The organism is Myxococcaceae bacterium, from assembly GCA_016000045.1.
Lineage (GTDB): Bacteria > Myxococcota > UBA727 > UBA727 > JABDBI01 > AER2-1.
In genome coordinates this window covers 1-24602 of the sequence record JAECQY010000008.1, presented here as the reverse complement: position 1 = coordinate 24602, position 24602 = coordinate 1, and the positions used below count along the sequence as shown (strand labels likewise).

The 24602-nt window shown below is 47.8% G+C and carries 24 protein-coding genes, 3 tRNA genes and 1 rRNA gene; 24 read left to right on the top strand and 4 right to left on the bottom strand.

Features of this window, described 5'->3' with window-relative positions; translation table 11 throughout:
* Position 1 precedes the first annotated feature (1 nt).
* Positions 2 to 418, bottom strand: coding sequence for a YraN family protein (locus tag I8H75_05205; protein ID MBH2006720.1), 417 nt, complete (start codon positions 416 to 418; stop codon positions 2 to 4).
* On the opposite strand from I8H75_05205, the gene truA reads away from it, so the two are divergent.
* From truA to I8H75_05135, 14 genes are all read left to right on the top strand, one after another.
* Complete coding sequence (gene truA / locus I8H75_05200) at positions 374 to 1123, top strand: tRNA pseudouridine(38-40) synthase TruA (protein ID MBH2006719.1); 750 nt, start codon at positions 374 to 376, stop codon at positions 1121 to 1123. The genes I8H75_05205 and truA overlap by 45 nt on opposite strands.
* Positions 1120 to 3036, top strand: a complete 1917-nt coding sequence (gene ftsH / locus I8H75_05195; GenBank protein ID MBH2006718.1) for an ATP-dependent zinc metalloprotease FtsH — start codon at positions 1120 to 1122, stop codon at positions 3034 to 3036. Before truA ends, ftsH begins: the two co-directional genes overlap by 4 nt.
* A complete protein-coding gene (gene der, locus I8H75_05190) occupies positions 3033 to 4355 on the top strand; it encodes a ribosome biogenesis GTPase Der (GenBank protein MBH2006717.1) in 1323 nt (440 codons plus the stop codon). Before ftsH ends, der begins: the two co-directional genes overlap by 4 nt.
* Complete coding sequence (gene rnc, locus I8H75_05185) at positions 4342 to 5001, top strand: ribonuclease III (protein ID MBH2006716.1); 660 nt, start codon at positions 4342 to 4344, stop codon at positions 4999 to 5001. The genes der and rnc overlap by 14 nt, the downstream gene beginning before the upstream one ends.
* A 10-nt stretch (positions 5002 to 5011) precedes the next feature.
* Positions 5012 to 6562 (top strand): NAD(P)/FAD-dependent oxidoreductase, encoded by a 1551-nt coding sequence (locus I8H75_05180; GenBank protein MBH2006715.1) that lies wholly within the window; start codon positions 5012 to 5014, stop codon positions 6560 to 6562.
* A gap of 104 nt (positions 6563 to 6666) precedes the next feature.
* Positions 6667 to 6742 (top strand) — tRNA-Thr (locus tag I8H75_05175).
* Between the two features lie 85 nt (positions 6743 to 6827).
* Positions 6828 to 7343: a DUF507 family protein gene (locus I8H75_05170; GenBank protein MBH2006714.1), complete on the top strand. Its 516-nt coding sequence runs from the start codon at positions 6828 to 6830 to the stop codon at positions 7341 to 7343.
* Between the two features lie 212 nt (positions 7344 to 7555).
* Complete coding sequence (locus tag I8H75_05165) at positions 7556 to 9391, top strand: Rne/Rng family ribonuclease (GenBank protein ID MBH2006713.1); 1836 nt, start codon at positions 7556 to 7558, stop codon at positions 9389 to 9391.
* A complete protein-coding gene (locus I8H75_05160) occupies positions 9388 to 10134 on the top strand; it encodes a hypothetical protein (protein MBH2006712.1) in 747 nt (248 codons plus the stop codon). Before I8H75_05165 ends, I8H75_05160 begins: the two co-directional genes overlap by 4 nt.
* A gap of 120 nt (positions 10135 to 10254) precedes the next feature.
* A complete protein-coding gene (locus I8H75_05155) occupies positions 10255 to 10434 on the top strand; it encodes a hypothetical protein (protein MBH2006711.1) in 180 nt (59 codons plus the stop codon).
* Positions 10435 to 10502: 68 nt separating this feature from the next.
* The gene (locus I8H75_05150; GenBank protein MBH2006710.1) at positions 10503 to 10934 is read left to right on the top strand and encodes a hypothetical protein; all 432 of its coding nucleotides are present in this window, start codon (positions 10503 to 10505) and stop codon (positions 10932 to 10934) included.
* 138 nt (positions 10935 to 11072) lie between these two features.
* On the top strand, positions 11073 to 11423 hold the full coding sequence (locus tag I8H75_05145) for a hypothetical protein (GenBank protein ID MBH2006709.1): 351 nt from the start codon (positions 11073 to 11075) through the stop codon (positions 11421 to 11423).
* A gap of 6 nt (positions 11424 to 11429) precedes the next feature.
* Complete coding sequence (locus I8H75_05140; protein MBH2006708.1) at positions 11430 to 12629, top strand: hypothetical protein; 1200 nt, start codon at positions 11430 to 11432, stop codon at positions 12627 to 12629.
* A gap of 37 nt (positions 12630 to 12666) precedes the next feature.
* Positions 12667 to 14256, top strand: a complete 1590-nt coding sequence (locus I8H75_05135) for a hypothetical protein (protein MBH2006707.1) — start codon at positions 12667 to 12669, stop codon at positions 14254 to 14256.
* A gap of 83 nt (positions 14257 to 14339) precedes the next feature.
* Here I8H75_05135 and rsgA read toward each other — a convergent pair whose 3' ends face one another.
* Positions 14340 to 15155, bottom strand: a complete 816-nt coding sequence (gene rsgA, locus I8H75_05130; GenBank protein MBH2006706.1) for a ribosome small subunit-dependent GTPase A — start codon at positions 15153 to 15155, stop codon at positions 14340 to 14342.
* Positions 15156 to 15241: 86 nt separating this feature from the next.
* Between rsgA and I8H75_05125 the strand changes: the two genes are divergently transcribed.
* Positions 15242 to 15514 (top strand): HU family DNA-binding protein, encoded by a 273-nt coding sequence (locus I8H75_05125; GenBank protein MBH2006705.1) that lies wholly within the window; start codon positions 15242 to 15244, stop codon positions 15512 to 15514.
* A 56-nt stretch (positions 15515 to 15570) separates the two neighbouring features.
* On the opposite strand, the gene I8H75_05120 is transcribed toward I8H75_05125, so the two are convergent.
* Positions 15571 to 15646: transfer RNA gene (locus I8H75_05120), tRNA-Val, on the bottom strand.
* A gap of 44 nt (positions 15647 to 15690) precedes the next feature.
* Between I8H75_05120 and I8H75_05115 the strand changes: the two genes are divergently transcribed.
* From I8H75_05115 to I8H75_05095, 5 genes are all read left to right on the top strand, one after another.
* The gene (locus tag I8H75_05115; protein MBH2006704.1) at positions 15691 to 17067 is read left to right on the top strand and encodes a hypothetical protein; all 1377 of its coding nucleotides are present in this window, start codon (positions 15691 to 15693) and stop codon (positions 17065 to 17067) included.
* A 52-nt stretch (positions 17068 to 17119) separates the two neighbouring features.
* Positions 17120 to 17893 (top strand): metal ABC transporter permease, encoded by a 774-nt coding sequence (locus I8H75_05110; GenBank protein ID MBH2006703.1) that lies wholly within the window; start codon positions 17120 to 17122, stop codon positions 17891 to 17893.
* Positions 17869 to 18918: an FAD-binding protein gene (locus tag I8H75_05105; GenBank protein MBH2006702.1), complete on the top strand. Its 1050-nt coding sequence runs from the start codon at positions 17869 to 17871 to the stop codon at positions 18916 to 18918. The genes I8H75_05110 and I8H75_05105 overlap by 25 nt, the downstream gene beginning before the upstream one ends.
* Complete coding sequence (locus I8H75_05100; GenBank protein ID MBH2006701.1) at positions 18912 to 19661, top strand: TatD family hydrolase; 750 nt, start codon at positions 18912 to 18914, stop codon at positions 19659 to 19661. Before I8H75_05105 ends, I8H75_05100 begins: the two co-directional genes overlap by 7 nt.
* Before the next feature lie 343 nt (positions 19662 to 20004).
* On the top strand, positions 20005 to 20622 hold the full coding sequence (locus I8H75_05095) for a riboflavin synthase (GenBank protein MBH2006700.1): 618 nt from the start codon (positions 20005 to 20007) through the stop codon (positions 20620 to 20622).
* Here the strand turns inward: I8H75_05095 and I8H75_05090 are convergent.
* A tRNA-Ala gene (locus tag I8H75_05090) sits at positions 20573 to 20648 on the bottom strand. The genes I8H75_05095 and I8H75_05090 overlap by 50 nt on opposite strands.
* 771 nt (positions 20649 to 21419) lie before the next feature.
* On the opposite strand from I8H75_05090, the gene era reads away from it, so the two are divergent.
* The 4 genes from era to I8H75_05070 all read left to right on the top strand — a co-directional run.
* A complete protein-coding gene (era, locus tag I8H75_05085; protein ID MBH2006699.1) occupies positions 21420 to 22220 on the top strand; it encodes a GTPase Era in 801 nt (266 codons plus the stop codon).
* Between the two features lie 64 nt (positions 22221 to 22284).
* A complete protein-coding gene (gene dnaB / locus I8H75_05080) occupies positions 22285 to 23721 on the top strand; it encodes a replicative DNA helicase (GenBank protein ID MBH2006698.1) in 1437 nt (478 codons plus the stop codon).
* 37 nt (positions 23722 to 23758) lie between these two features.
* Entirely contained in the window at positions 23759 to 23953 is a 195-nt protein-coding gene (locus tag I8H75_05075; GenBank protein MBH2006697.1) for a hypothetical protein, read from the top strand.
* A 279-nt stretch (positions 23954 to 24232) separates the two neighbouring features.
* A 16S ribosomal RNA gene (locus I8H75_05070) occupies positions 24233 to 24602 on the top strand; the annotation flags it as partial.

Below are 24602 nucleotides of genomic sequence, written 5' to 3'. Positions count from 1 at the left end.
GTCAGTAGGTTTTCCAAGGGCTGCCTTTCGATCCGGTTTCCGTCAGTTCAAAGGCTCCTTGGATAAATTCAAATTCGGATTCTTCTGGATTGCCGATGACGCTGACCACATCAAATCGGCATTGAGGAGGGCGCGGAAAGTATTTTTGAAGATAGAGCTGTGCGCTTCGAATGATCCGAATCTGCTTCGCTTTCTGAATGCTGAACTTCGGATCCATGAAGTTCTTGTTGCTTCGAGAACGCACTTCAACGAAGCAAAGCGTATTTTTGTCCCAGGCGATGATGTCAATTTCGCCTACTTTATACCGGACATTTCGAGCCACGATCCGGTACCCCTTTGACAGAAGGAGCGTGCAAGCTTCTTCTTCCGCCCAATGTCCCGCATTCAATTTATGGTTCGATTCGGTTACTTCGGTCATTTTTTTCATGGACTTCAACCTCAGAAAGGGCTTCCCACAGCGGGAGGTACCTTGCAAGACTGGATTACAGAATGTGCAGGTCAGGCTCCCAAAGCGCTTTGTTTTTCAGCGCGAACCGACAAAGGTGTCCACGCGCTTCATAATATCGGTACTTTTTGGTTTCCCAACTTGGAAGATATTCCGGGATTTCTGGCCCGTCTGCAGCAATGCCCCTGCAACGGTTTAGTCAACGTAGAGGCTATCGAAGTCGATCCTTCGGTTCACGCTCGAGGTTCTGCGTTGGGGAAGCACTATCGCTATGTCTTGAATGGTCCCGATGCTCAAACCAGTTGGCAGATTGTTCCCGAGCTCAATCTCACAACCATGCGCCTTGCTTTGGATGCTTGTCTGGGGACGCACGACTTTAAGAGTTTTCAAGGAGGAGGCTGTTCAGCCGGAACGACCGTTAAGACGCTTTTTCATCTTGGATTGACTTCAAACGAGCAGGGGATTCAAATCGATATTTTTGGAAATGCGTTTTTGCGCAAAATGATTCGGAATCTCGTAGGTGTTCTCGTGGAGATAGGAACCGGACTTCGAAAACCCGGCGAAATGGCCGAGATTATCGCCTCCAAACATCGACAAGCAGCCGGAATCACAGCTCCGGCTTGTGGCTTAACCTTAGTTAGTGTAGAACTAAAAAACTTAGGAGCTTTTGGAACGTGAAGCAGTATCAGAAAACACTGTTGATTTGGTTGGTCTTTTGTCTGTTTATCGTTAGTGTCTGGAGCTATTTCAGTCAAAACGTCGCGCATACGATGGATAAGCCGTTTTCAGATGTGATTTCCTCCCTTGAAAAGGGTGAAATCAAAGAAATCACCGTCGCGGGTCAGCAATTTTCGGGCGAGTTCAAAGATGGAACACGGTTTCGCTCCACCGGTGAGCGTGGCGAAGCGATTCTCAATGCCTTGAAGAAAGCCAACCAAGAGTTTCAGACTCAATACCGCTTTGAAAGCGAAGATGCGGGTGGTTTCTGGTTCTTTATTGCGCAATGGTTGCCGATGATTTTGATCATGGGTATTCTCTTCTTTTTTATGAGGCAGATGCAAGTTGGAGGCGGTAAAGCGTTTTCATTTGGTAAAAGCCGAGCTCGTATGGTGCCCGAGACGAAGGATAAAATCACCTTCGCAAGCGTGGCAGGAGTAGACGAGTGCAAACAAGAACTGGAAGAAATTGTCCAGTTCTTGAAAGACCCGAAGCGTTTCACAAAATTAGGAGGGCGGATTCCCAAAGGAGTCTTGCTCATGGGTCCGCCAGGAACTGGTAAAACCTTGTTGGCTCGAGCGATTGCGGGTGAAGCAGGAGTGCCTTTCTTCAGCATTGCCGGTTCTGATTTCGTTGAGATGTTCGTAGGAGTGGGGGCAAGCCGAGTCCGAGATCTGTTCGAACAGGGTAAGAAGAATGCGCCTTGCATTGTTTTTATTGACGAAATCGATGCGGTAGGAAGGCAGCGTGGCGCAGGCATGGGGGGTGGTCACGACGAACGTGAGCAGACCCTGAATCAGCTCCTGGTGGAGATGGATGGTTTTGAGTCCAACGAAGGGGTGATTATTATTGCAGCGACCAATCGGCCCGATGTGCTCGATCCTGCGATTTTGAGGCCTGGCCGGTTTGATCGTCGAGTAGTGGTTCCAAGGCCGGATTTGCTGGGTCGAGAGGCTATCTTCAAAGTGCATACGAAGAAAGTGCCCTTGGAGTTGGATGTCAATATTGAAGTATTGGCTCGTTCCACACCCGGAATGAGTGGAGCCGATATCGAGAACCTGGTGAACGAAGCTGCTTTGATTGCCGCTCGGCACGACAAAGAAAAAGTAGCGATGTTGGATTTTGAAATGGCTCGCGAAAAGATCATGATGGGCGCTGAGCGACGCACCATGGTCATGGCGGAGCGAGAGCTGGAGAATACAGCTCACCATGAAGCAGGGCATGCGTTGGTTTCGTTGCTGATTGGAACAGAGGTTGACCCTGTTCATAAAGTCACCATCATTCCCCGTGGACATGCTTTGGGAGTGACTATGAGTCTTCCAACAGAAGATCGTTATTCCATGACGAAGACTTATGCAGAGAACCAAATTGCGATCTTATTGGGAGGCCGAATCGCGGAAGAGCTTTCTTCCGGTGAGCTGACGAGCGGAGCTGGAAACGATTTTGAAAAAGCCAGCGAATTGGCTCGTCGAATGGTTTGTGAGTGGGGCATGTCCATCAAGATGGGTCCTATCGTTTATGGCCACAAGGAAAGTGAAGTCTTTTTGGGACGCGATTTCTCCAATGGCCCAGAATATTCCGAACAAACAGCTCAGGAAATTGACGCTGAAGTTCGTCGTTTGATCTTGGAACAGTATGCTCGAGCCAGAGCTTTACTCGAAACACATGTCGTTGTCTTGAAAAAGGTTGCTCGCGCCTTGCTAGACTATGAAACACTCGCAGGGGAAGAAATCAAGAGTCTGCTGGCCGGAAATACCTTGGTTCGTGAAAAGCCGTCTTTTAAAATTAAAACCAAAGAAAATCTAGAAAAGGAACGTTTGAATGCGGCGTCGGTAACCGAGTCTGCAGAAGAACCTCTCGTTGTATCGGTATGACACTGACAGTTTCCCTAATCGGTCGACCGAATGTCGGCAAAAGTACACTTTTTAATCGCCTAGTGGGTCGTCGAGCCAGTTTGGTTCACGACGAGCCTGGGCTCACGCGGGATCGTTTATACGCGGATGCTGAGTTTGATGGACGTCCGTTTCTCTTGATTGATACGGGTGGATTGGAACTGGATTCCGACGAAAGCATCATGAAGATGATTCGTCAGCAGGCGGAAAGTGCCATTGCGGATTCGGATGCTATTTTTTTTGTGCTCGATGCCCAAGCTGGATTGTTGCCTGGCGATCTCGAGATTGCTGCACAACTGCGTGCGACTCGAAAGCCTGTATTCCTGATGGTGAATAAGGCCGAGAGTGCCGTGAATAAAGCCGCTTCGGTTGAGTTTTATCAACTTGGTTTTGATCGCTTGTTTGCTGTTTCAGCCGCGCATGGTCAAGGGTTGGATGCTGTCTTCGAAGAATTGGAAATCTTATTTCCTCGGCCGTCCGGCGAGTATCTCGAACCAGAAAAGGATTCTCATGAGGTCCGAGTCGCGGTGATTGGAAAGCCTAACGCTGGAAAATCGAGCTTTGTGAATAAACTGCTGGGTGAAGAGCGTTTGCTGGTTTCAGAGGTTCCGGGTACTACCTTAGATGCGGTCGATGAAAGCATTGAGTACGCGGGAAGGTGTTTTCGTTTGATCGATACGGCTGGCATTCGCCGAAAGCGCAGTATTTTCAAAGATTCGGAAAAGATGGCGGTGTCTTCGAGTTTGGGGGCTTTAGATCGAGCCAATGTAGCTTTGCTCTTGATTGATGCGTCAGCCGGTATTACCGAGCAAGATCTTAAAATCGCTTCTTTCGTTGATAAGAAGGGCAAAGCCTGCATCATCGTTGTCAACAAGTGGGACCTTTCTCGAAATCTTGAGATCAGCGCGGATCGATTTGCGGAACACATTCGAGATAAAATGCCGTTCTTGAGCTTTGCTCCCATTCTGTTTGCTTCGGCTAAAACGGGTCGCCATATTTTTGATGTTTTAGAAATGGCCATCGAAGTTTCTGATACCTACAAGAAGCGTGTGCCTACTTCGCAGGTGAATAAAATGTTGGAGCAAGCCGTTTTAGGTCATCAACCCCCCATGGTACAGGGTCGGCGTCTTAAATTTTTCTATGGGACTCAAGTGTCGGTTGCTCCGCCGACCTTCTTATTCTCGGTGAATGTCAAAGAGGGAGTCCATTTTTCTTATGAGCGTTTTCTGGTGAACCGCTTGCGTGAGGCCTTTGGATTTAAAGGCTCTCCGATTCGGATGGTGTTGCGTGAGCGATCTTGAGCAAAGATTGGGATTTTGCTTCCGCGATGCACGGTTATTAGAGCAAGCGTTGACACATCGAAGTTTCTTGGAGGATCGCTCTCAAAATGAGCGTCTCGAATTTTTAGGCGATGCGGTGCTCGGGTTGATTGCAGCCCGAAATCTTTATCTAAAGTTTCCCAATTCGAATGAGGGTACGCTCACGCAGCTTCGGGCATTGTATGTTTGCCAGGCCAATTTGGTCAAAGCCGCGGAGCGACTTGGCTTAGGTCGCTATTTGCGGGTGGCGAAAGCGATGAGGCTCTCTGGAGCTGTGCAGCAGGCATCTATCTTGTCGGATGTTGTGGAAGCTCTGATTGGCGCTGCGTATCTAGATCAAGATTTTGAAGCTGCTGAGCGATTGGCCATGCACCTTCTGGGTCCTCTCCCAGACCAATTAAATGCTCCGATCAAAAGTTCTAAAACGGAACTTCAAGAATTGATTCAAGCCAAACATTCATTAGCTCCCATTTACGAATTAGTAGATGTCACCGGACCTGCTCATCAGCCTCAATTTCGAGTTCGCGTCTTGATCCATCATCAAGAAGTGGCGATCGGCGAGGGCCATAACAAAAAAGAAGCTTCGGAAGCGGCGGCTGCCAAGGCTTTAGCGAGTTACTTGCAATAGAGGCGGTTGGATGAAATCGGAACTGGAACTCTATTTTGAACTTCACGAATCACAAGATGAGCCGCTTATCTGGGATCGTGTGGCTGAAAAGCTTGGTTGTTTGCCCGAAGAACTTCCGGCACTTTCTGTAAAAAAACGAAGTCTGGATGCTCGAGGCCGGCGAGTACGGTGGCTGTTGACCATCGGCGAGCCGATGCCGTTTGACCCCGAACGTTTTGCTCTGCGAACGGTGCAGGGAAATCCTGTGATCATTATCGGAGCAGGCCCTGCGGGTTTGTTCTGCGCGCACGCTCTGGCTCGTTATGGGATCAAATCGCTGATCTTCGAACGTGGCAAAAAAGTACAAGCAAGGCGACGAGACCTGAAGGGTCTCACTCAGCATGGGCTTGTTAATCCCGATAGCAATTATTGTTTCGGCGAGGGGGGAGCCGGCACTTACTCCGATGGTAAGTTGTACACACGCTCTCATAAACGCGGCTCGGTTCGAGATGTTCTTGAAATTTTAGTGACGCACGGTGCTCCGGAGTCGATTCTTGTGGAGGCTCGTCCTCATATTGGTTCCAATCGATTGCCTAAAGTGGTGACGGCCATTCGTGAGAATCTAGAGTCCGTTGGGGTAGACATTCATTTTGAGTCGAAAGTGAGCGATCTGATCGTTGAGCGTGGGCGAGCGATTGGGGTTCGCTTGGAAAGTGGGGTCGAGCATCGGGGTCAGTCGGTCGTGGTTGCTACAGGCCACTCATCACGAGATATGTTTGAAGCCCTGCAACGAGCAGGGGCTCATCTCGAAGCCAAACCCTTTGCGATGGGAGTTCGGATTGAGCACCCACAACCCCTGATCAATCGGATTCAATATGGATCCGATGCGGGAAATCCCATTTTACCTGCTGCTCCTTATCGACTTGCTTATACTCCGAGCGATGGCCGAGGGGCTTTCTCGTTTTGCATGTGCCCAGGAGGCTGGATCGTTCCAGCTTCCACGGAAGCGGGTGCTTTGGTGATGAATGGAATGAGTCTTTCCAGGCGTGATTCCCCCTACGCCAATTCGGGTTTCGTGGTGGCCATTCACCCGAGCGATTGGGCGCGCCATGGGCTGGAAAGTCCCTGGGGTGGTTTGGAATTGCAGCGCCGTATGGAACAGGCCGCTTGGGAAGCAGGAGGAGGAGGGTTGTGTGCTCCCGCTGCACGAGCAACCGACTTTGTCAAAAAGCGTGTTTCTTCCGATCTCCCGTCGACCAGCTACCAACCTGGGATTCGGCCGGCGGATTTGGATTCCGTGTTAAATGCAAGCGGAGTGCCTATTGCCGATCGTCTTCGAGAAGCCTTGCTGGTTTTTGACCAAAAAATGCCTGGTTACCTGACGGAAGAGGCTGTTTTGGTCGGAGTTGAGTCCCGTACATCAAGCCCGGTTCGAGTGATTCGAGATCCTGTGACCCTGGAAAGTATTTCTTTGCCTGGTCTTTATCCGTGTTCAGAAGGGGCAGGGTACGCGGGTGGGATTGTGAGCGCAGCCATCGATGGTGTTGCAGTTGCCGAACGGATCCATTTCACGCGTCATTAAAGCCGTCTGTGAAACCCTTTTCAATCCTTTAGATGGGAATTGCGATTCATGGTTGAATCCGCTTGACGTTTTGGATGAACAATCTTAGTTTGTGCGCTTTGCAAGCCGACATAGCTCAGTTGGTAGAGCAACTGTTTCGTAAACAGTAGGTCGCCAGTTCGATTCTGGCTGTCGGCTCCAGATTTCAATCAGCAGTAATACCCATGCCTACGTCGAACCCCGGACACTGGGTTGACAAATTTGGCTGATGCGATAGTAGGTGAGGATGCGGCTCTATCGAAAAATTATCCCAAAAATTGCTAAAGACAGCGTTCGGGCTCTATCAGCCGCGAACTTCATTGAAGTGGAGACCGATAAAATAGAGGAAGCCGAGCTCGACTTGGCGGCCGTTATGGTGGAGTACCTAGACGCCGATGAACGGTTGAGCGAGCAAGCCAAAGATTTGATTCATCGAAGAGGTTTGGGAGTGGATCGTTTTGCTCAGGCCAAAAAATCTCTTGCTGACGCGAAGCATTTCAAAGTAGGCGACGAAGCTCAGGACTTTGTGTTGACTCAATTGGTGGAAGCGCTTTTGGCTTCTAAGAACATTGAAGAAGTGTTCGGCGATGATCCTGAACTTCGAAAAGTGATCCGTTTGGCGATGGATAAATATGCTTCTATTCCAGAAGATCTCGATAAAGAAGCACGAGCTCGTTTGAAGAATTTACGAGAAGGATCGCCTGAGTGGGAAATTGAATACCCAAGAGCGGTCGCTCAACTGAAACGTCAAAGAGGACTCTAAAACGCAGCGTCGCTCTTTGAGCGGTGTGTTTTTTGCTTGAGGCCCTAAAGGTGGCGACTTGTTTTCGTCGGTCGCCTCGGCTTTGGCTTTCAAGAAATACTCCATTTTTCTAGGAGAGTTTTGAAACGGGTGTTGGTGGGAGGATATCATCCATCAGGGCCCTTCGGAGTCTCCTTGCCTACTCGTAGGCACCATGTTATACCTTCGGCCCAATGTCCAAAGAGATTATTATTAACGCCGATATGGCGGAAGAGGTCCGGATCGCGATCGTGGAAAACGGTCGACTCGTAGACCTGGATATCGAGACTCAAAAGAGAGCGAAACACAAGAGCAATATCTACAAAGGCATCGTTTCCAACATTGAAGATAGCCTTGAAGCAGTTTTTGTTGATTTTGGAGATGAAAAACAAGGTTTCTTGCCTCTTTCTGAGATTCGCCCGGATTTAATTCCAGAGTCTTGCAGAAATTCTAAAAAAGTCCGCCCCTCCGAGATCTTGTCCCGTGGTCAAGAAATTGTCGTCCAAGTCACAAAAGATGAAATTGGCAATAAAGGGGCTGCTTTATCCACCTACTTGTCTTTGCCGGGGCGCTATGTTGTTCTGATGCATTCGGATGAGGGTGGCGGCGGCATTTCACGAAAAATTGACAACGAGTCTGCTCGTCAAGCGGCTCGAGATATGCTGACACGCCTGAGCGTTCCAGAAGGCATGGCCGTCATCATTCGTACCGCTGGAATGACCGCGAATCGTCAAGACTTGTATCGAGATTTTAAGAATCTTTGCGAGACTTGGCAGCAGATCAACCGAGGAGCCGAATTGGGCCGGGCTCCGACTTTGCTTTACCGGGAACCCGATATTGTGGTTCGGACGCTTCGAGACTATTTTTCCAATGACGTCAGTAAAGTCGTGATTGATGATGACGAAGAGTTTGAAGAAGTATCCAACTACTTGACTCAGCATATGCCGGGCTTAGTTCAGATTCTCGAACAGCATAAAAAGAAAGATCCGATCTTTTTTCACTACGGAATCGAAAAAGCGATTGAAGATCTCTTTGAGCGTCAGGTCAAGCTTCCTTCGGGTGGCTATGTTGTGATTGAGCAAACCGAAGCTTTGGTTTCGGTGGATGTCAATTCAGGGAAATCGACCAAAGAAGACGACCATGAGGCAACGGTCTATAAGACTAACTTAGAAGCGGTGCAGGAATTGGCCCGCCAGCTTCGGTTGCGCGATTTGGGCGGCATTATTGTGATTGACTTGATCGATATGATCTCAGGTAAGCACAATCGAGATGTTGAGCGTGCTCTGAAAGAAGCGATGAAGAACGATAAGGCCCGCATCAAAATTGGCCGAATCGGGGAGAATGGCACGCTCGAGCTGACGCGGCAACGGCTTAGACAATCGCACCGTTTAATCAGCCATGTCACTTGTAAGCAGTGCGAAGGAACCGGTCGTGTTCGCGATTCGAGCGGCTTGGCCATTCTGGCTCTTCGAAATATCTATGGGCATCTCTCAAAACGTCATCATCATCTGAGTCTATTGACGGTCAAGATGCCGGTCGATGTGGCCAATCAGTTGAATAACTCAAAACGTCGAGAATTGGTTGATATTGGCGAGCGCTATCAGGTGCAGCTCCATATTTTAGGCGATGCGCGTTTGATGGGTGATGAGCTCGATTTTCTAGAAGAAAGACGGGGACAGGCGGGGCTGGACGCTGCCTCTACTCAGCCTAAAGTCTCTCAAAAGCCACATCGAAATGCGCTTCGAATGCCTCCTCCGAGTATCGGCCCTGCGCCTACGCTGATTGATTTTGATGAAACTCTGGACGAATCAGAAGAGCCTATTGAGCTTGAGAGACCAATCGTAGAAGAGCATTTTGAAGATCCTTTAATGGAAGCATTTTTTGGTCATGCGCCTGAGTTGCAGGCCTCCTTGGGAATGGAATTTCAGGAGCCAGATTCCGTTGATGAGACCCAATTGGCTTCAAAGCCTAAACGACGTCGAAGGCGTTTTGCTCGATCCAGACGTCCAAAAAGTGAGGTGACTTCATGACATCAGCGATTATTCTCAGCCTAAATATAGCCTTTTTTGTGATGATAGCCGTGATTGCGAATCGTCGGTCGAAAAATGGACAGACAGAATTGGGCAGCATTCGAGTGACCAAGAAGTTGATGGAAGATAAAGTGGCGAACTTTCGAGCTGAGCTTGCTTTGCTGAAAGAAGAAAATGTTAAAAAAACGAAGCAATTGGAAGAACTACGAGACAACGCAAAGCGCCGTCTTCGCAAAGAAGGACGAAAACAAGATATCGAGGAGACCGATGGCATGCTAGATAATCAAGAACAAACACCCTCTTTTGATTTAGCCTTAAAAACCGTTCAACAACAAGCAGAAGAAGCCCATCAGGTCGAGTTAGGCAAACTAAAAGCTCATTATCAGGAACGAATTGCTAAGTTGGAGAATCAAGTCGGCCAGCGAAAGCAAAACGTTGAAAAAAGTAAAAAAAATCTCGAGAATGCGATTGTGGTTCCTGTGGAGGACTTACCGGAAGAGGTGGCTTTAGAAATGGGTCGTATGCAGCGTAAAGCAGAACATGCTGAAAAATTGCTTGCAGCGACACGGGGCAAGTTGCAGATGTCTCAAGAGCGATTTTCGGAAATGCAAAAACGTTATTTCGGGGTCTGTCGAGAGTTGGCCTTGGCTTCCGGTCAAGCGCTTGGAACGAGCGATGAAGAGGTTCGGGTTCAAGCGGAGGATTTGGTTGCCTTGGCCGAAAAAGAAGCTGTAGTAACGTGATCGCTAGGAGCGCCTGCGGGTTGCATTTAAAATTATTAAAAGCCTCTATTTTAGAGGTTTTTTTAATTCTTTAAAGAGAGAGCGCTTGTCAATAAAAGATCTGTGCGTTAAAAAAGGTTGATGAAAAAAAGTTTTGTATTGGTTTTAGTTTTGTTGGTGCTTTGCTCTTGCGGTGATCAAATGAGCCCTGCGCTTCAAAATTTCATGGGTGAAGTTGAAGAAAGCAAAAAAAATGATCATGACCACGATCACGAACACGACGAAAGCTGCTCTCATGAACATGGAACTCACGAGCATTGAGCTTCAAGCCATTTCGATGAAAAAGTAAGCATTGACAAGAGTAACAGATTTTGAGAGTAAGACGGTTTATGAGTAAACAAATACTGTACAAAATGTTTTTGATTTCAGTTTTGATTTGCGCAGGGTGTGGGCCTCAAGATCCCGAATTTCCCGAAGCAATCGTTCAGAATCAGTCGATGAAAGACTCCCAGGGAGATGAAATTTTAGAAGCATGGGAGGAGTTATCTGATCGATTACGGGGTATTACAGATGTTGAAACCCTAAAAGCGAACCCAGCCCTCTACGCCGAAGTTGAAAAATGGACAAGCAAAGGAAGTGGATACCGACTTTCGAGGGGTGTTGACGAGAAAGTTTGGAGAAAGCATCCCGATGGGCCTGCCATGGGAAGTTTGTTGGTTTTTCCCAATAAGATGCACGTCAGTCTATGGGCTCTTGGTTGGATCGAGAATGAAACATTGTCCTGTTCGAATTGGCTTTGTTGGCTTGGTCTTAGCCAATAAGCGCTTTTGAATTTCTCTAAACACAGCCTGTTTTGTGGGGTGATCAGTATGAGCCCCGAGCTGTGCCCTTTTCCCAAAGAATTAAATGATTTTTATGTGGATATCGAATTTAAATTGGACTGAAAGAATGGTGCTGAAATGAAAGTAATTTGTTTTTTGATGGGTTTGATGTCTATCGGCGCTTTCGCAGATAAACACTACGAATCAATGTTAAGCTGTGAGGAACAGCCAACTTGGTATTTGGAATTTTACTGCAAAGCAAAAATGTGGTCTTCAGAACCCTCTCAAGTGGTCCAAAGTAACTTGCAGACGATCGTTCCACTCGTCGGGTTTGGGACAGTCGCCTTGTCTGTCCTCAATCAGATGCTCTACGTAAACTCGCCTCTCTTGAATCGGGATCGATGGATTCAAGTCCTGGGTTACGTCGCCATTTTTGGATCGGCTGCAGGCACGCTCAAATATTTTTTTTCTGAAGAAATAAAGGATTAATAACAGATGAAATTTTCTTTTTTTTGTTTAAGCATTGCGTTCTATGAGGGGACGGTTTTGGCTTCGGGGTTCGGGGTGTTTGAATTGCCGAAAATGAAAATGGAGTCACGCAGGGCTTTGGGGGTACTGGAGGCGTTGGCGCAAGATTCGCTGAAAATATTGAGCCATCAGCAGCCATTCTCTGGGATTTACCAGTTTGGCTCTCAGGATCGATCGGCTCATAAGCCAAGCCAAAAAAGATCCCGTGAAGAAGGGGAATCAAGTGCTGAAGGTTCTTCGTCTTTTCCTGTAGCTAATTCGGATCAGAATAGATTTTCAGGTGCGGGAGGTCATGGTGGAGATGGACAAGATCCGAGCAAGCCACGTAAAACAAATGGCGCTCGGGTAGACGAGGAATCACCCGCTCTTGTTCTGGAGACCTTAAGGGTTTTGGTTCGTACGATGACTCGTGCAGGTTTGACGGCTCAGCAGGCGGAAGTGGAATTAGCAGCTATCAGGATTGTGTATGCCAGATACATAGAACTGCTTCAGCGCTCCTTTCTACACCGTTGGGCTCCTTCGTTTCTTCAACGTGGAGTTCATGAGGCAGATCGGCTGCTTGGAATGGCACAAGGAATACACGATCAGCTAGTTCGGGCTTCAACCCTTTCTCCATTGGAGTCTACTCCTCATAGCCGAGGAACGCATTCGCTTTCGCAGTTTTCTGCTCCAACGCCAGGGGCCCTTCAGGCGGATCGCTTGATCCGTGCTTTAGAGAGCAGACCCGGTGCCATTCGTGCCGTTCTGAGGACTGAACTGGGCCCAGAATTGGCTGAAATTAACGATAGTCTAAGAGGGATTCGAGACACCAGTGAATTTGCAGGGCTCAATCATCGGATCGATACCGTGGGTGATCGCATTGACTCCTTTGAAAGTACGCATGGTGAGCATTATACAAATCTCGTGATTATGATTCAGGAATTGCGATCCGAGCTCAAATCGGTTCGAAATGCCCGAGCAGATGATTTTGTGTGTGCTCAGCCCTTGGCGCATCCCAACGATGGTCGCCTTCTTGATTTGGGCAGTGTTTCGGAGCCTCATGCCAATGATGGTCGTCTTCTTGATTTGGATAGCGATTCCGAACCGGAAGAAAAAAGCCTCAAGCAGGCTGCTTCGTCTGGGAAAACGAACTCGAAGATGCGGTCTAAGCGAGCATCAAAGCGTTAATAGGTTATTCGCGAGTCAAGAATTTTAGGAAATTTTTATGATTAAATTGCTTTTTCTTTCCATGTTTTGTTTCGGGCTTTTGGCAGGGCCACTTGAGGATGCGAGAGATTCGTTCATAAACCTCTTCAAGGAGCTTAAAAAGCAGTCTAAAATCCCAAGTGACGCTGAACTGGAATCCCTTTATGCTACTTTTGAGAGATATCTGGACTTATTAGAATCACCTGGTGAAGAGCAGGTGAATCAGTGGAACACGATCTCTAAAAAGCTGGGAGTATCCGACAGGGTGGGTCAAGGTTATGTGGCTCGTTATTTGTCTCATCGCCAAGCGATTGATAATCGACGTTCAATGGCAAGGCAAGTGTCGATGGCTGCTCCATCGTTGGCTCGAAGCTATAACCCCTTTGACGTGGTCTACACCCAAGAAGAGCGGCTTGCTCGATTGCGTGGAGATTTGCAAGACCTTCAAAAGAGCAAAGGAAAATACGTTTCAGCTCGACGAGAAGCGCTGAACTTATTGATCAAAGCTCAAGACCCCGAGTTGACAGAACTGGAATATCCTAGAAAATCCGTCGAGAATGCGGTTTCTTGGTTGGAAGAACTGGCCAAAAAAGGTCTTAACCGAGAAGCAGATCGGGCCGAATTAGATGCAGACCAAGTGAGTCAGTTTGTGATTCGATTCCAAGCCATTCAACGACTGGTTGAGCGTTCTGGATTTCATGATCTTGGACTTCGATTGAGCGATCTGATTGTTAGGATTTCAAGCAGCCAAGTCGTGGCGGCTAAGTTCAATCGAGCCGGTAGTATACTTCGAAGGGGTGAATCCGTGGCTCCGGCGCTGGGTTCGTTTTCGGCTTCAACCTTGCCGAGCTCGAGGCATAATTCGTACGCGAGCATGGCTTCGCATCGTCATACAGCCGTTGAGAGAGAGGAGGTACTGCGTTCTGCAGTGGCTCGGATTGGCCATGCCAGCACTGAAGTTCAAGTTGAAGATAACTTGGGTAGCGGTGATTGTATGTTCTTGGCTCTTGGAACGACTCGCGATGCGTTTGAGCAGAACTTAAGACGTCATTACCGGACTCATCGGACTTGGTTTGATGATGTTTTGGCGCATTCGATTCAGGCAGGTGAAATCGAAGGTATCGATGGCTGGCTTAGCGCCATTCACAACGGTCAATGGGGTGGAGAGCTTGAGCTTCATGTGTTTGGCCTCTTAAACCATGTGCGGATTGTTGTTTTTACAGAAGAAACGGATGATAACTTTGTTTTAAGGACACAAAATAATATCTTGGGAGATCTGAGTGCGAATGAAGAGATTTGGATTGGGTTTATAGGCAGAAATCATTATGTTCGATTGAGACCCGTTCAGCCTTATACCATTGCCGATACTCTTTTCAAACCTCGCTGGGATGATCGTGATCCGCCTCCTGGAGGAGCTTCCGGTACGGGAACGAGGAGTTTGTCGCGAAGCGCGCGTAAGCGTGGAAGAACGGAAAGTACAACGGTTCATTCACCTCAAGGTAGAAGTTCTGGAGCAAATCGTCGCTCGGAGTTAAAAGATTCGATCGAATTGGCTTTCCCAAGCCTGCTTCGTTTGGGTGCTGTCCGTTCGCAGAGCATCATTCGATAGAACTGCTTGCTCAGATTTGATCGGGACCAAGGTATCTCTCTGGGTCCCGATTTTTTTATTTCCTGCGAAAATGGTTGCTTGATTCAAATTAAAGTTAAGCAAAAATCAAGGTAACGTTGATAATCTTTCGTTTTTGCTGCTTCACGTACCAAACATTCCGGTTCATGATGATGCGTGCAATTTCGAAATCGGCAAGATTGTGTTTGCCACTTTTCAAATCCAGGAAAATAATGTGCTGCTTCTTGTATAGAGACAGAAAGGGGACGAAAATCTCGGATCCCAGGACTATCGATGAGCTCGCCTCCTTCCTTGAGGTTGAAAAGCATCGAATGAGAGGTTGTATGCTTACCGGTTTTCTGATTGGCGCTTAAATCCCCTATCCTTTGGGTGGGGTTCAAGATCAGTTGATTGATGAGAGTGCTTTTACCAGATCCAGAAACGCCCACGAGAATAAAGCGTTCGGCTTCTGCAAGATAGGGACGAAGCTCTTTTAAGCCATAACAAACAGGAATAGAATCGCTGTAGAGCGTGTTGAGTTCTTGATAAAGAGGCTTTGTCTCCGCGAGATCAATTTTGGTCAGCGCTAGCATCGGCTTCATGTTTTGAGAACGGCAATTGACAATGATTTGGTCGATAAATCCTTTTTGGGTAGGAGGTTTTGAGGATACCGTAATGATGACCTTGTCAAGATTGGCTGCAAGAGTTTGTGGGCCGAAAGGCGTCTGCCTGCTCAGCTCGTTTCGGCGTTCCAGTCGTTGAATACGGTCTCCCTGTAGACCGACCCGATCGCCGACAACAAAACCCGAATTGCGCGCCACCTTGATCCGCCTTTCTTCTCCAGAAGGCATCTCAATAAGAACTTCCACGCCAAAATGCGCTTTTATTTTGCAAAAACTCATGATTTTAGTTGACCTTTACTGGCATATCAGACAACAAACGTCTTAGCAAAAGCCAAATTGGGCTTTAAAAATGAAAAGGAAGAACAATGACTAAAACTGAACTTGTTGATCACGTGTGTAAAAACAACTCTGGCCTGACCAAAAAAGCCGGTGCAGAAATCATTGATGCGGTGTTTGAAGCCGTTCAAGAGAGCATCAAAAAAGATGAAAAATTTGCTTATCCAGGGTTTGGAACCTTTGTGGTTCGATCTCGAAAAGCACGCACGGGCCGTGACCCACGAACCGGTAAGGAAATCAAGATCAAGGCTTCCAAAACCGTTGGTTTTAAACCTGCTCGCGCTTTCAAAGAACAACTTTAATTCTAAAAGCCAAAACAAAAAGCCTTTCGGTTTTGTCTCCGAAAGGCTTTTTTATTTGGTGGTCCCGGCAAGACTCGAACTTGCGACCTCCACCTTGTAAGGGTGGCACTCTACCAACTGAGTTACAAGACCCCTCTTGTTTGTCGAAACATAAAGGACGATGCGAAGAAGTCAAGATGGAGTTGCTCGAAAAGACTTTAAAAAATCCAAAAATAGCCTTTACGCTGGCAGATGCTGCCACTGCTAGCGGGTTGTCCATGCATGAGACAGAGCGCTCGCTTTATCGTTTGATCGGAGAGTATCGAGGAGAATTGATCCCAACGGAAAAAGGCGAGCTGTTATTTCGATTTCCAACGGGCTTTTCCAAACCTTGGTTGATCGAAGAAAACTGGGGCAGAACGCTGAAAGTTTTTAAGCGTTGGTTCATGGGTGTCGCTAAAGCCATCGTGCGAGCTTGGATAGCGATCGTGATGGTAGCCTATGTGGCTATTTTCGCAGCGCTTCTCATGGCTCTTTCGTTGGCTCACCGTTCGGGTCGGGAAAACAATCGAAGCTCTTCGTTTGCAAGCCCCTTCTTATTTGATCTGCTGTTTCGTCTTATTTTGGATGCACTTTATTGGACCTGGCATCCCTTTCGCTCCTACCGCTCAAGGTATCCAATTTCAAAAAAGCCGTTTTATGAACGGGTCAATGGATTCTTTTTTGGCGTGGAAGAACAAGCTGAAGACCCATTGGAAAAGAAGCGTTTGATCCTACGAGAAATACGAGAGCGCCAGGGCCGGATCGGTTTGCTGGACGTTCTTCGCGTGACGGGTATGACGAGGCGTGAAGCGGATCCGTTTATTGCCAAGCTTTTGGTCGAGTTTAACGGTGACATTCATGTGTCTGAGCATGGCGGTATTACCTATTCTTTTTCAGAGCTTCGCAGGACAGCTCAGTCGCCCATGAACCAAGCAAAGTCTTACCCTTGGTTGGCTCGAAAGCGGTTACTGCCTTTGACAGGAAACTCATCCGGCGAAAATGCGCTGATAGCGAGTTTGAACGGTTTTAATTTTTTGATCTCGACCGTCGCTCTTTCGGAAGGGTGGACCTTTGCTAAGCTTGGAATGATTTTTCAAGGTATGCATCCGAGCCTTGTCCCTCAGAATTTGGGCGTGCCGATTCTACTGGGTTGGATTCCGTTTGGGTTTTCCTTGGTTTTATTTGCATTGCCAGTCATTCGATTTCTCAATCGACCGAGAGAGCAAGCTCGAATCGATCGCGATAATGGACGTCGAGGGCTCTTGTGGACGGTCATTCATCGAATAACGCCGAAAGGCATTCCGGAAGCCACCTTGGTGAATGCTTGGCAGCAGGCGGCAGGATCGATTCCGAGTGAGGCCATGCTTTTGCGAGAAGTGGTTGAGCTGGGAGGAGAGCTTCAAGTGGAAGAGGCAACAGGATTTTCTTATTATCACTTCCCAGAACTGGAGCTTGAGCAACGAGCCGTGGAAGCGGAGAGAGTCAAAGCGTCGAAGGCTGAAGCCGAGGCTGGAAAAGAAGTGCCTCTGTGAAAAAATACAAGCTCTATTGAAGCTTTTCGAGGTTCGCAGTATATACGATAAGATGCCCGATTTTGTACAGACGATGTTCTGGCCCTTTATGGCCTGTTTGCTCTTAGCTGGTATTCACGTCTATCTTGGCATTCACATTTTAGCGCGCCAGGTTGTATTCGTTGATCTAGCACTGGCTCAGATGGCTGCTTTGGGCTCGATTGTAGGCATTGTTGTTGGGATTTCGGAAAAAGGAACATCGTTGCTATTCGCGCTCTTAGGAGCTGCTTTGCTAACCTTTATGCAGAGTGAAAGCTGGGTTGGGATTTGTTACGCGACGGCTTTGTCAGCGACCATTCTCTTAAGTACCCACATGCCCCATGGTGCGGATGAATTAAGAGAGCTTCTTTCTGGAAATATTCTTTGGGTGGAACCGAACGTCCTTGGAAAGACGGCTTTAATCTACGCGAGCGTGGGTTTTTTGCATTGGTTGTTTCGAAAAAAAATCTTAGCGGCTACTTTTAAACAAAAGACAATATCCCGAAAATGGGATTTTTTCTTCTACGCATCGTTTGCGGTGGTTGTGACCAGTTCTGTTTCGATTGCTGGAGTGTTGTTGGTCTTCTCGTTTCTCATCATGCCGGCCGTGGCATCCATGATGTTTGCCCGCACGATTCAAAATCGACTTTTGATTGGTTGGGGGATTGGGGCCAGTGTGAGCATGATTGGCATGGCTGTGTCTTACTACTTTGACTTGCCTTCGGGTCCTGCGATTGTTCTGTGCTTTGCGATTTTCTTAATGCTTCTGGTGGGAGTTCGGGCATGTTGCTTCAAACGGATGTCTTAGTCATCGGTTCAGGCGTTGCAGGAGCGATGGCTCTTAGAAAAGCGCAAGATCGTGGCTTACGCACCATGGGCCTTACACGAGGCCTCGGTGCATCCGCTTATTCGTCAGGGAAGGTCGATGCTTTTGCGATCTCAGACGAAGTTCAGCAAGCCTTTTTAAGCCTCACGCAAGAGCTGCGCTATCTGCCCAGCACTCTGGCGGTGCGAGAAGATGGCCACTTGGTTTCAGCGATGCTGGTGCAAGCGTCTCATTTTGTTGATTTTGATCGGGTCCGACCGGATTCTTTGGTGGGGGTGATGGATTTTTCAGGAATGCCTTCATTTCATGCGGCACCGGTTTGCCGGATGCTGGAGTCTCATGGTTTTCGAGCCGTGCCCATACGAGCGGCTGTATCTCCTCAGTCAGGTTGCTGGAAGTCTTTTAGAGAGTTTGCTCGAGCGTTTGAAGATCCGGATTTTGTTGACGAGTGTCTGGATAAGATGGTCGGTGCTCTGAATTTGCTTCCCAAGAAACCGGCCCATGTGTTTGTACCAGCGATTTTTGGGAGTCGAGACTCACCCTTGGTTTTTTTGCGCTCGATCCAGATGCGGACGGATATCCCTTGCTCTGAACTGCTGGGCGCTTCGTTTTCGATTCCTGGTGTGAGACTCTCGCAGATACTGGAGCGCGGATTTGAACGAGCCAAAGTGGCACGCTTTGAGTTGAAAGATGGAAAAATTGAAAGAGTTCGATTGAGCGATGGTCGAGTGGTCGAGCCCAAGGCATTGATTTTAGCGACCGGTCGTTATCTGTCCGGAGGCTTTGAAGACCAAGAAGCTATCTTTGAGTTGCCGATTGTAGGCGATTCGTTTGAACGTCAGGGGCTTCGAGTGAATGAACGACAGCAGCCTTTGGATCGATTTGGGAGATTATTTGCCACGAATCTTTTTGCCGCTGGTTCATCGATAGGAGGCTACGATCCGAAAGTGGACGGAGGCATGGCGCGAGCGATGGCGAGTGGCTATCGTGCGGGGGAATTGTGTTAATCGATACTCATTGTCATCTTGAGGATCAAGCTGCGCTGGAACGAGCCCGAATTGCTGGAGTCAAACGCTTGATTACAGTTGGGTGTGATCTGGAGACAACGCAAAAGGCTTGCGAGTGGGCGGAGCGTGAACTCGATGTTTATTTTTCTGCGGGAGTGCATCCGCATGAATCTTCGAAAGTCAAGCTCAGCGATTGGGAGCCAATCGAAGCACTTTCTAAAAATTCCAAATGCGTAGCGGTTGGTGAATGTGGATTGGACTATCATTATAACCATTCGGATCCAATTCAGCAAAAACAAGTGTTTAGAAAACAAATCGAGTTGGCCAAGCGAGTCGCAAAGCCGTTGATCATTCACGTACGAGATGCTTACGAGGATTGTTTGGCAATGCTGCCGAGAGGTTATCCGACGGTGATTCATTGTTTCTCAGGGACTCGAGAGCATGCAAGGGCCTTCTTAGAACTTGGGTGCTTTCTCTCTATTTCGGGAATTGTGACTTTTAAAAACGCCGAAGAGCTGCGCTACGTGGCAGCTACAACGCCGATCGATCGGCTTTTGATTGAGACAGACTCACCCTGGCTAGCGCCCGTTCCCCATCGTGGGAAACCGAATGAGCCTGCTTGGGTTCAGCTTGTTGCCAACGAGATTGCCCGAGTTCGTGCTTGCTCAGTTCAAAGTGTCATCGAGCAAACCGGCAAAAATGCTCTTGACCTATTTCCAGCTTTGGAATGCAGGGCATTATAAAAAATAGATAATTTTTAAACAAAGGGCTAAACGGGTGGTGATCGTTTCCAATAAACGGCAACGAGAACCTTTCTTTCTCGAGAAAAACCGAGAGGTTGCTGGAAAATATCACATTAGGGCCAAACAAGGCGAAGATTGCAGGTTGCATGAGGGCTCGAATGGACGATTACACATACTGGGCGCTCTTGATCCTATCGGGCTCGGGAAAGGACAACGGGCGTTTTAAAATCGACTTATTGTCTGCACATGACGAATTTTAGCTTGTGAAACCGATTGCTCGCAAGATGGATGCAAATTCTTGCGGGCACTTGTCCACTCGGATCAGTAGGCTTATGGAAAGAAAATGTTCACAGGCATTATTCAACACACGGGAGTTTTCGAACGCAGCGGTTCTCAGGTCCGCATCGTTTCCGAAATGGATTTAGAAGATGTTTCTCAAGGCGATAGCATCGCCGTGAATGGAGTTTGCCTAACGACTTTGGCCCAGCACGCATTAATTTTTGATCTGGGCCCAGAGACATGCGCTCTGACCACTTTGGGATCTCTGCCCAACGGTACGGGCGTTCATCTGGAGAAAGCACTTAGACTCAGCGATCGACTGGGCGGTCATTTGGTTCAAGGGCACGTAGATGGCATTGGATTGCTCAAGCAAAAGCAAATTCTCCAAGATTCGGTCGAGATGGAATTTGAAGTGCCCGAATCGATTCGACCCTTCTGCATTCCGAAAGGCTCAATTGCCATTGACGGTGTGAGCTTAACCATCAACCAAGTTTTGGAAAATCGCATTTGCGTTGGCTTAGTTCCTCACTCGCTCAAAAAAACTTTTTTAAAGGATCTGTCACCCGAGGATTCAGTCAACCTTGAGAGCGACGTGATGGGTAAATACCTTCGCTGCTGGATGCGTTCTGGGTTGGTGGAGCTGATCGGGATCGAACCGACGGCCTCTAAATTGCGAACCTAGCGCTCTCCCAACTGAGCTACAGCCCCAACTCCAGCGGTCATGCCACAAAATATCGACTAAGTGAAGAAATTTTATTTCGAGCCCATGGTTAGTGATTTTCGTTCAGATGTCGGAAGTAAGCAGGAGAAGGCCGTCGGCAAGAATTGGAACCGAAAAATTCTTGCAAGCCACCAAATCAAACGATTGCATGGATAGAATTAAATTATCTCAATCAATATTTGCCAGTATTTATGTCGAACTATGCTGTGTCATGGAAGCTGTTGACAAAGTGTAAAATTGAAATTGATATAGGGAACATCGTTGATGGCAATTGCTGGCTGGACAAAAGAAGTGACAGTTGCTTTCTTTCATTTTTAATAGAGGCACAGCAGGCTTCGCACTAAGTTTATTTTGTAGAACTTGAGGACGCCAGGAACAGCTCCTGTTTTGTTGACATAGTCAGGTTCAGAGATTTTATTTTCCCAAAGATGTTTTTGTAGGAGTCTTTTAAACTCACTTCGGACTTCGTCATTGGGGAATTTGACAAAAACATTGTTCTTAAGAGTAGAGAGTGGTTCTGTCAGAGTTAGGTATCCAGCATGGAACAATAAGGAGTAAAGACCATCCGATGAATAACGTTTCATGGCAACGAACTCCACAGCAGGGGTGTTTTTCTTGAGCCCAAAGTACGACCACAACCTTATTTTTGCAAAAATAATTTGGTGTGACAAGTTTGGGGGATGGATAAGCGCTTTGCACGTGAGTGGGTGGAACACCGTCTTGAAGATATGAAGAGCACGCTCTATGAGTAGGAGTCTATGGCACAAAAATGTGGAACGATTGCGTTGTTGGGACTACCCAATGCAGGGAAAAGCTCGCTTCTGAATCGATTGATCGGTCAGAAGATTGCGCCGGTGACTTACAAACCCAATACGACGCGTCGCGTGGTGAATGGGATTTTGACGCGTCATCAGGTTCAATTTATTTTCGTCGATACTCCAGGTATGATCGCTCGCGGGCATATTCCGGATGCCGACTTAATAGCCTGGGTCGTGGATGCAAAAAAACCGGTTCAAAACCTTCCCGTCCAATTGCCGGCCAATAGGGTTCTTATTTTGAATCAGATTGATCGTTTTGCAAACAAAAGGGAGATTTTACCGGTTATTTCCGAATGGCAAACTGCCTTGCAGCCTCGTGAAATCTATCCTGTATCCGCAAAGACAGGAGATGGCTTAGAGTCCATGTTGGATTCACTGGGTTTGATGCTTCCAGAACGATCCTTCCTCTTTGATTCCGAGCTGATGACCGATGCGAGTGAAAAAGAGCTGGTAGCGGAATTAATTCGTGAAAAAGCGCTTTTCGCGCTGCAGCAAGAGATTCCCCATGCCATGGAAGTGGTGATCGATGCATTTGATGAGACGCGTCGCGAGAATTCAAAAAAATGCCTGGTTGATATTTCGGCCAGCCTGATTGTCGCGCGCGAAAGCCACAAATCGATTGCGATCGGGCGTGGTGGCAGTAAATTGAAAGAAATTGGGGAAAAAGCCCGGCGTGATTTAGAATATCTTTTGGGTTGCCAGGTCATGTTGCGTCTTTTCGTGAAGGCTAAGAAGCATTAATTCTTATTGATTGGAGAGGGCCTTGCTAAAGAGAATCGAGTGATAGATACTAAAGGCTCGGATAATGATGCCTGAAGAAAGTGCACCACTCGGAGCCTTGTTCGAAGAGTTGAGGCAACGCCTCACTCAGCCCGAACAAGACTCTCAAACTCAATTGTCGAGCCTCTATGGGCGTCAGCCGCCGCATGCTTTGGATGCAGAACGAGGGGTTCTGTGTGCACTCCTTATTGACCCCGATGCGATGGAGCAGGTTAACTTAGAAGGTTTAAGGCCGGAAGATTTCTATCATCCGGCTCACGCAGTCGTTTTCACGGCTATGATGGCTCTTTCTCACGAGCACGAGCCGATTAACACGGTGACGGTGGTTGATGAGCTGATCCAGATGCAAAAATTGGATCAAGTGGGCGGGCCGGCTCTGGTAGCCCAACTCGAAACGCTCTTTCCTACCTCCGCTCACATGAATGCCTACGCCAAGTTGGTGAAAGACAAGTCAACGCTGAGAAAGCTTATTGCTGCAGCAACCAAAGTGGTTCAGTCCTCGTACCGCCAAGATCGAAAAGTAGTCGATGTCATCGATGAAGCCGAGCGCGTGATTCTTCAAATACGCGATGAAGTATCTCAAAAAGGGATGTTGTCGATTCAAGACCTGGTCAACATCGCACTGAAACGTCTTGAACTCATGTACAACAACAAGACGAGCCTCGTAGGGATATCGTCTGGTTTTCACGATTTAGATCGCTTAACGAGTGGTTTGCAGCCTGGGGAACTGATTGTCGTTGCAGCCAGGCCTTCGATGGGAAAAACAGCCTTTACGCTCAATATTGCTTCGCATGTCGCGATGCAACTAAAAATCCCGGTGGCTTTTTTTTCGCTTGAAATGGGAGCGGAACAACTTGTTCATCGCTTGATCGGCGCCGAAGCACGCTTGGATCTCTCAAACTTACGAAGAGGGATGGTGCAGCGTAACGAATTTGCTCAACTGGTTGCGGCTGCCGGGCAATTAGGAGAGGCTCCGCTGTACATTGATGAAACGCCGGCGCTTTCCATTGCAGAGATGCGCAATAAGTGTCGTCGAATGGTCTTGCGCCACGATGTGAAGATGGTGATCGTTGACTATTTGCAGCTCATGACGGGGCCAGAAGGTTACGAAAACAAGGCAACCGAAGTTGCTGAGATCTCAAAAGGCCTTAAAAGCATTGCGCGCGAGCTAAAAGTACCTGTGATTGCCTTGTCGCAGCTGAATCGTGGGGTTGAATCGCGAACAGATAAGCGCCCCATGATGAGCGATTTACGAGAATCTGGTGCGATCGAACAAGATGCCGATGTGATCGCGTTCTTATACCGTGAGGAGTATTATCTCCGAGATAAGACACCAGAAGATAAATTGGGCATCGCGGAGATTATCGTCGCAAAAAATCGTAACGGACCTACCGGTCAGTTTGAGCTGCGGTTTTTTAATAATATTACCCGCTTTACAGATTTGGATCATTCCGGGCGCTGATACTTCGGGCGAGTCCTTGTCGCTTCGTTAGGAAGGCATGGAAAGAGCTACCTATGATCGGGTTGCTGTTCTTTATGTTGCTCGGTTTATTGCGAAGTACTGGCCCGGTACCGAAGCGGCTTCAAAAGATCCCAAGTTTGCATCAGCTGCCTTGCAACTGCTGCGACTTGAAAATGCACCGCTGATTCGAAATGCTCGAATCGAGGCTCGAAAGATGCTTTCTCAATCCTAACGTATCCTGATCGCCTTTCGATCGGAGATGCTTCTAGAAGACATTATGTAACTTGTTGATTTTTAATGCGTTTTTAACTTTTTAACGATCCATCACACTTTCCTCTTGCGCTTCTTCGGAAACCGCGTATTATGCGTCTCACCTTGAACGGCAGGGGCGGTCGAAAGGACCTGAGCCCACGAGAGGGAAAGCAAAGAAAGCTCTCTGAAAACCAAATAAGAAATCAAGAAAACACATACGTTAATTCTTAATAAAGAACAAAAAGTAATAAGCCAGTTTTAAGTGGAGAGTTTGATCCTGGCTCAGAACGAACGCTGGCGGCATGCTTAACACATGCAAGTCGAACGATATCTGAGAAGCTTGCTTCTTAGTGAAAGTGGCGCACGGGTGAGAAACGCGTGGATAACGTACCTTATAGTTCAGGATAACTTGCGGAAATGCGGGCTAATACTGGATACGTTCTTGAAGAGTTCGCTCTTTGAGAAGAAAGCAGGGCAACTTGCGCTATTTGATCGGTCCGCGTCCCATCAGCTAGTTGGCGGGGTAATGGCCCACCAAGGCTACGACGGGTAACTGGTCTGAGAGGACGACCAGTCACACTGGGACTGAGACACGGCCCAGACTCCTACGGGAGGCAGCAGTGGGGAAT

Excerpts from the sequence above, each read along its gene's own strand:
- truA (MBH2006719.1), top strand. The coding sequence starts at position 374 with ATGTCCCGCATTCAATTTATGGTTCGATTCGGTTACTTCGGTCATTTT.
- I8H75_05205 (MBH2006720.1), bottom strand. The coding sequence starts at position 418 with ATGACCGAAGTAACCGAATCGAACCATAAATTGAATGCGGGACATTGG.
- der (MBH2006717.1), top strand. The coding sequence starts at position 3,033 with ATGACACTGACAGTTTCCCTAATCGGTCGACCGAATGTCGGCAAAAGT.
- I8H75_05180 (MBH2006715.1), top strand. The coding sequence starts at position 5,012 with ATGAAATCGGAACTGGAACTCTATTTTGAACTTCACGAATCACAAGAT.
- I8H75_05170 (MBH2006714.1), top strand. The coding sequence starts at position 6,828 with ATGCGGCTCTATCGAAAAATTATCCCAAAAATTGCTAAAGACAGCGTT.
- I8H75_05165 (MBH2006713.1), top strand. The coding sequence starts at position 7,556 with ATGTCCAAAGAGATTATTATTAACGCCGATATGGCGGAAGAGGTCCGG.
- I8H75_05160 (MBH2006712.1), top strand. The coding sequence starts at position 9,388 with ATGACATCAGCGATTATTCTCAGCCTAAATATAGCCTTTTTTGTGATG.
- I8H75_05155 (MBH2006711.1), top strand. The coding sequence starts at position 10,255 with ATGAAAAAAAGTTTTGTATTGGTTTTAGTTTTGTTGGTGCTTTGCTCT.
- I8H75_05150 (MBH2006710.1), top strand. The coding sequence starts at position 10,503 with ATGAGTAAACAAATACTGTACAAAATGTTTTTGATTTCAGTTTTGATT.
- I8H75_05145 (MBH2006709.1), top strand. The coding sequence starts at position 11,073 with ATGAAAGTAATTTGTTTTTTGATGGGTTTGATGTCTATCGGCGCTTTC.
- I8H75_05140 (MBH2006708.1), top strand. The coding sequence starts at position 11,430 with ATGAAATTTTCTTTTTTTTGTTTAAGCATTGCGTTCTATGAGGGGACG.
- I8H75_05135 (MBH2006707.1), top strand. The coding sequence starts at position 12,667 with ATGATTAAATTGCTTTTTCTTTCCATGTTTTGTTTCGGGCTTTTGGCA.
- rsgA (MBH2006706.1), bottom strand. The coding sequence starts at position 15,155 with ATGAGTTTTTGCAAAATAAAAGCGCATTTTGGCGTGGAAGTTCTTATT.
- I8H75_05125 (MBH2006705.1), top strand. The coding sequence starts at position 15,242 with ATGACTAAAACTGAACTTGTTGATCACGTGTGTAAAAACAACTCTGGC.
- I8H75_05115 (MBH2006704.1), top strand. The coding sequence starts at position 15,691 with ATGGAGTTGCTCGAAAAGACTTTAAAAAATCCAAAAATAGCCTTTACG.
- I8H75_05110 (MBH2006703.1), top strand. The coding sequence starts at position 17,120 with ATGCCCGATTTTGTACAGACGATGTTCTGGCCCTTTATGGCCTGTTTG.
- I8H75_05105 (MBH2006702.1), top strand. The coding sequence starts at position 17,869 with ATGTTGCTTCAAACGGATGTCTTAGTCATCGGTTCAGGCGTTGCAGGA.
- I8H75_05095 (MBH2006700.1), top strand. The coding sequence starts at position 20,005 with ATGTTCACAGGCATTATTCAACACACGGGAGTTTTCGAACGCAGCGGT.
- era (MBH2006699.1), top strand. The coding sequence starts at position 21,420 with ATGGCACAAAAATGTGGAACGATTGCGTTGTTGGGACTACCCAATGCA.
- dnaB (MBH2006698.1), top strand. The coding sequence starts at position 22,285 with ATGATGCCTGAAGAAAGTGCACCACTCGGAGCCTTGTTCGAAGAGTTG.
- I8H75_05075 (MBH2006697.1), top strand. The coding sequence starts at position 23,759 with ATGGAAAGAGCTACCTATGATCGGGTTGCTGTTCTTTATGTTGCTCGG.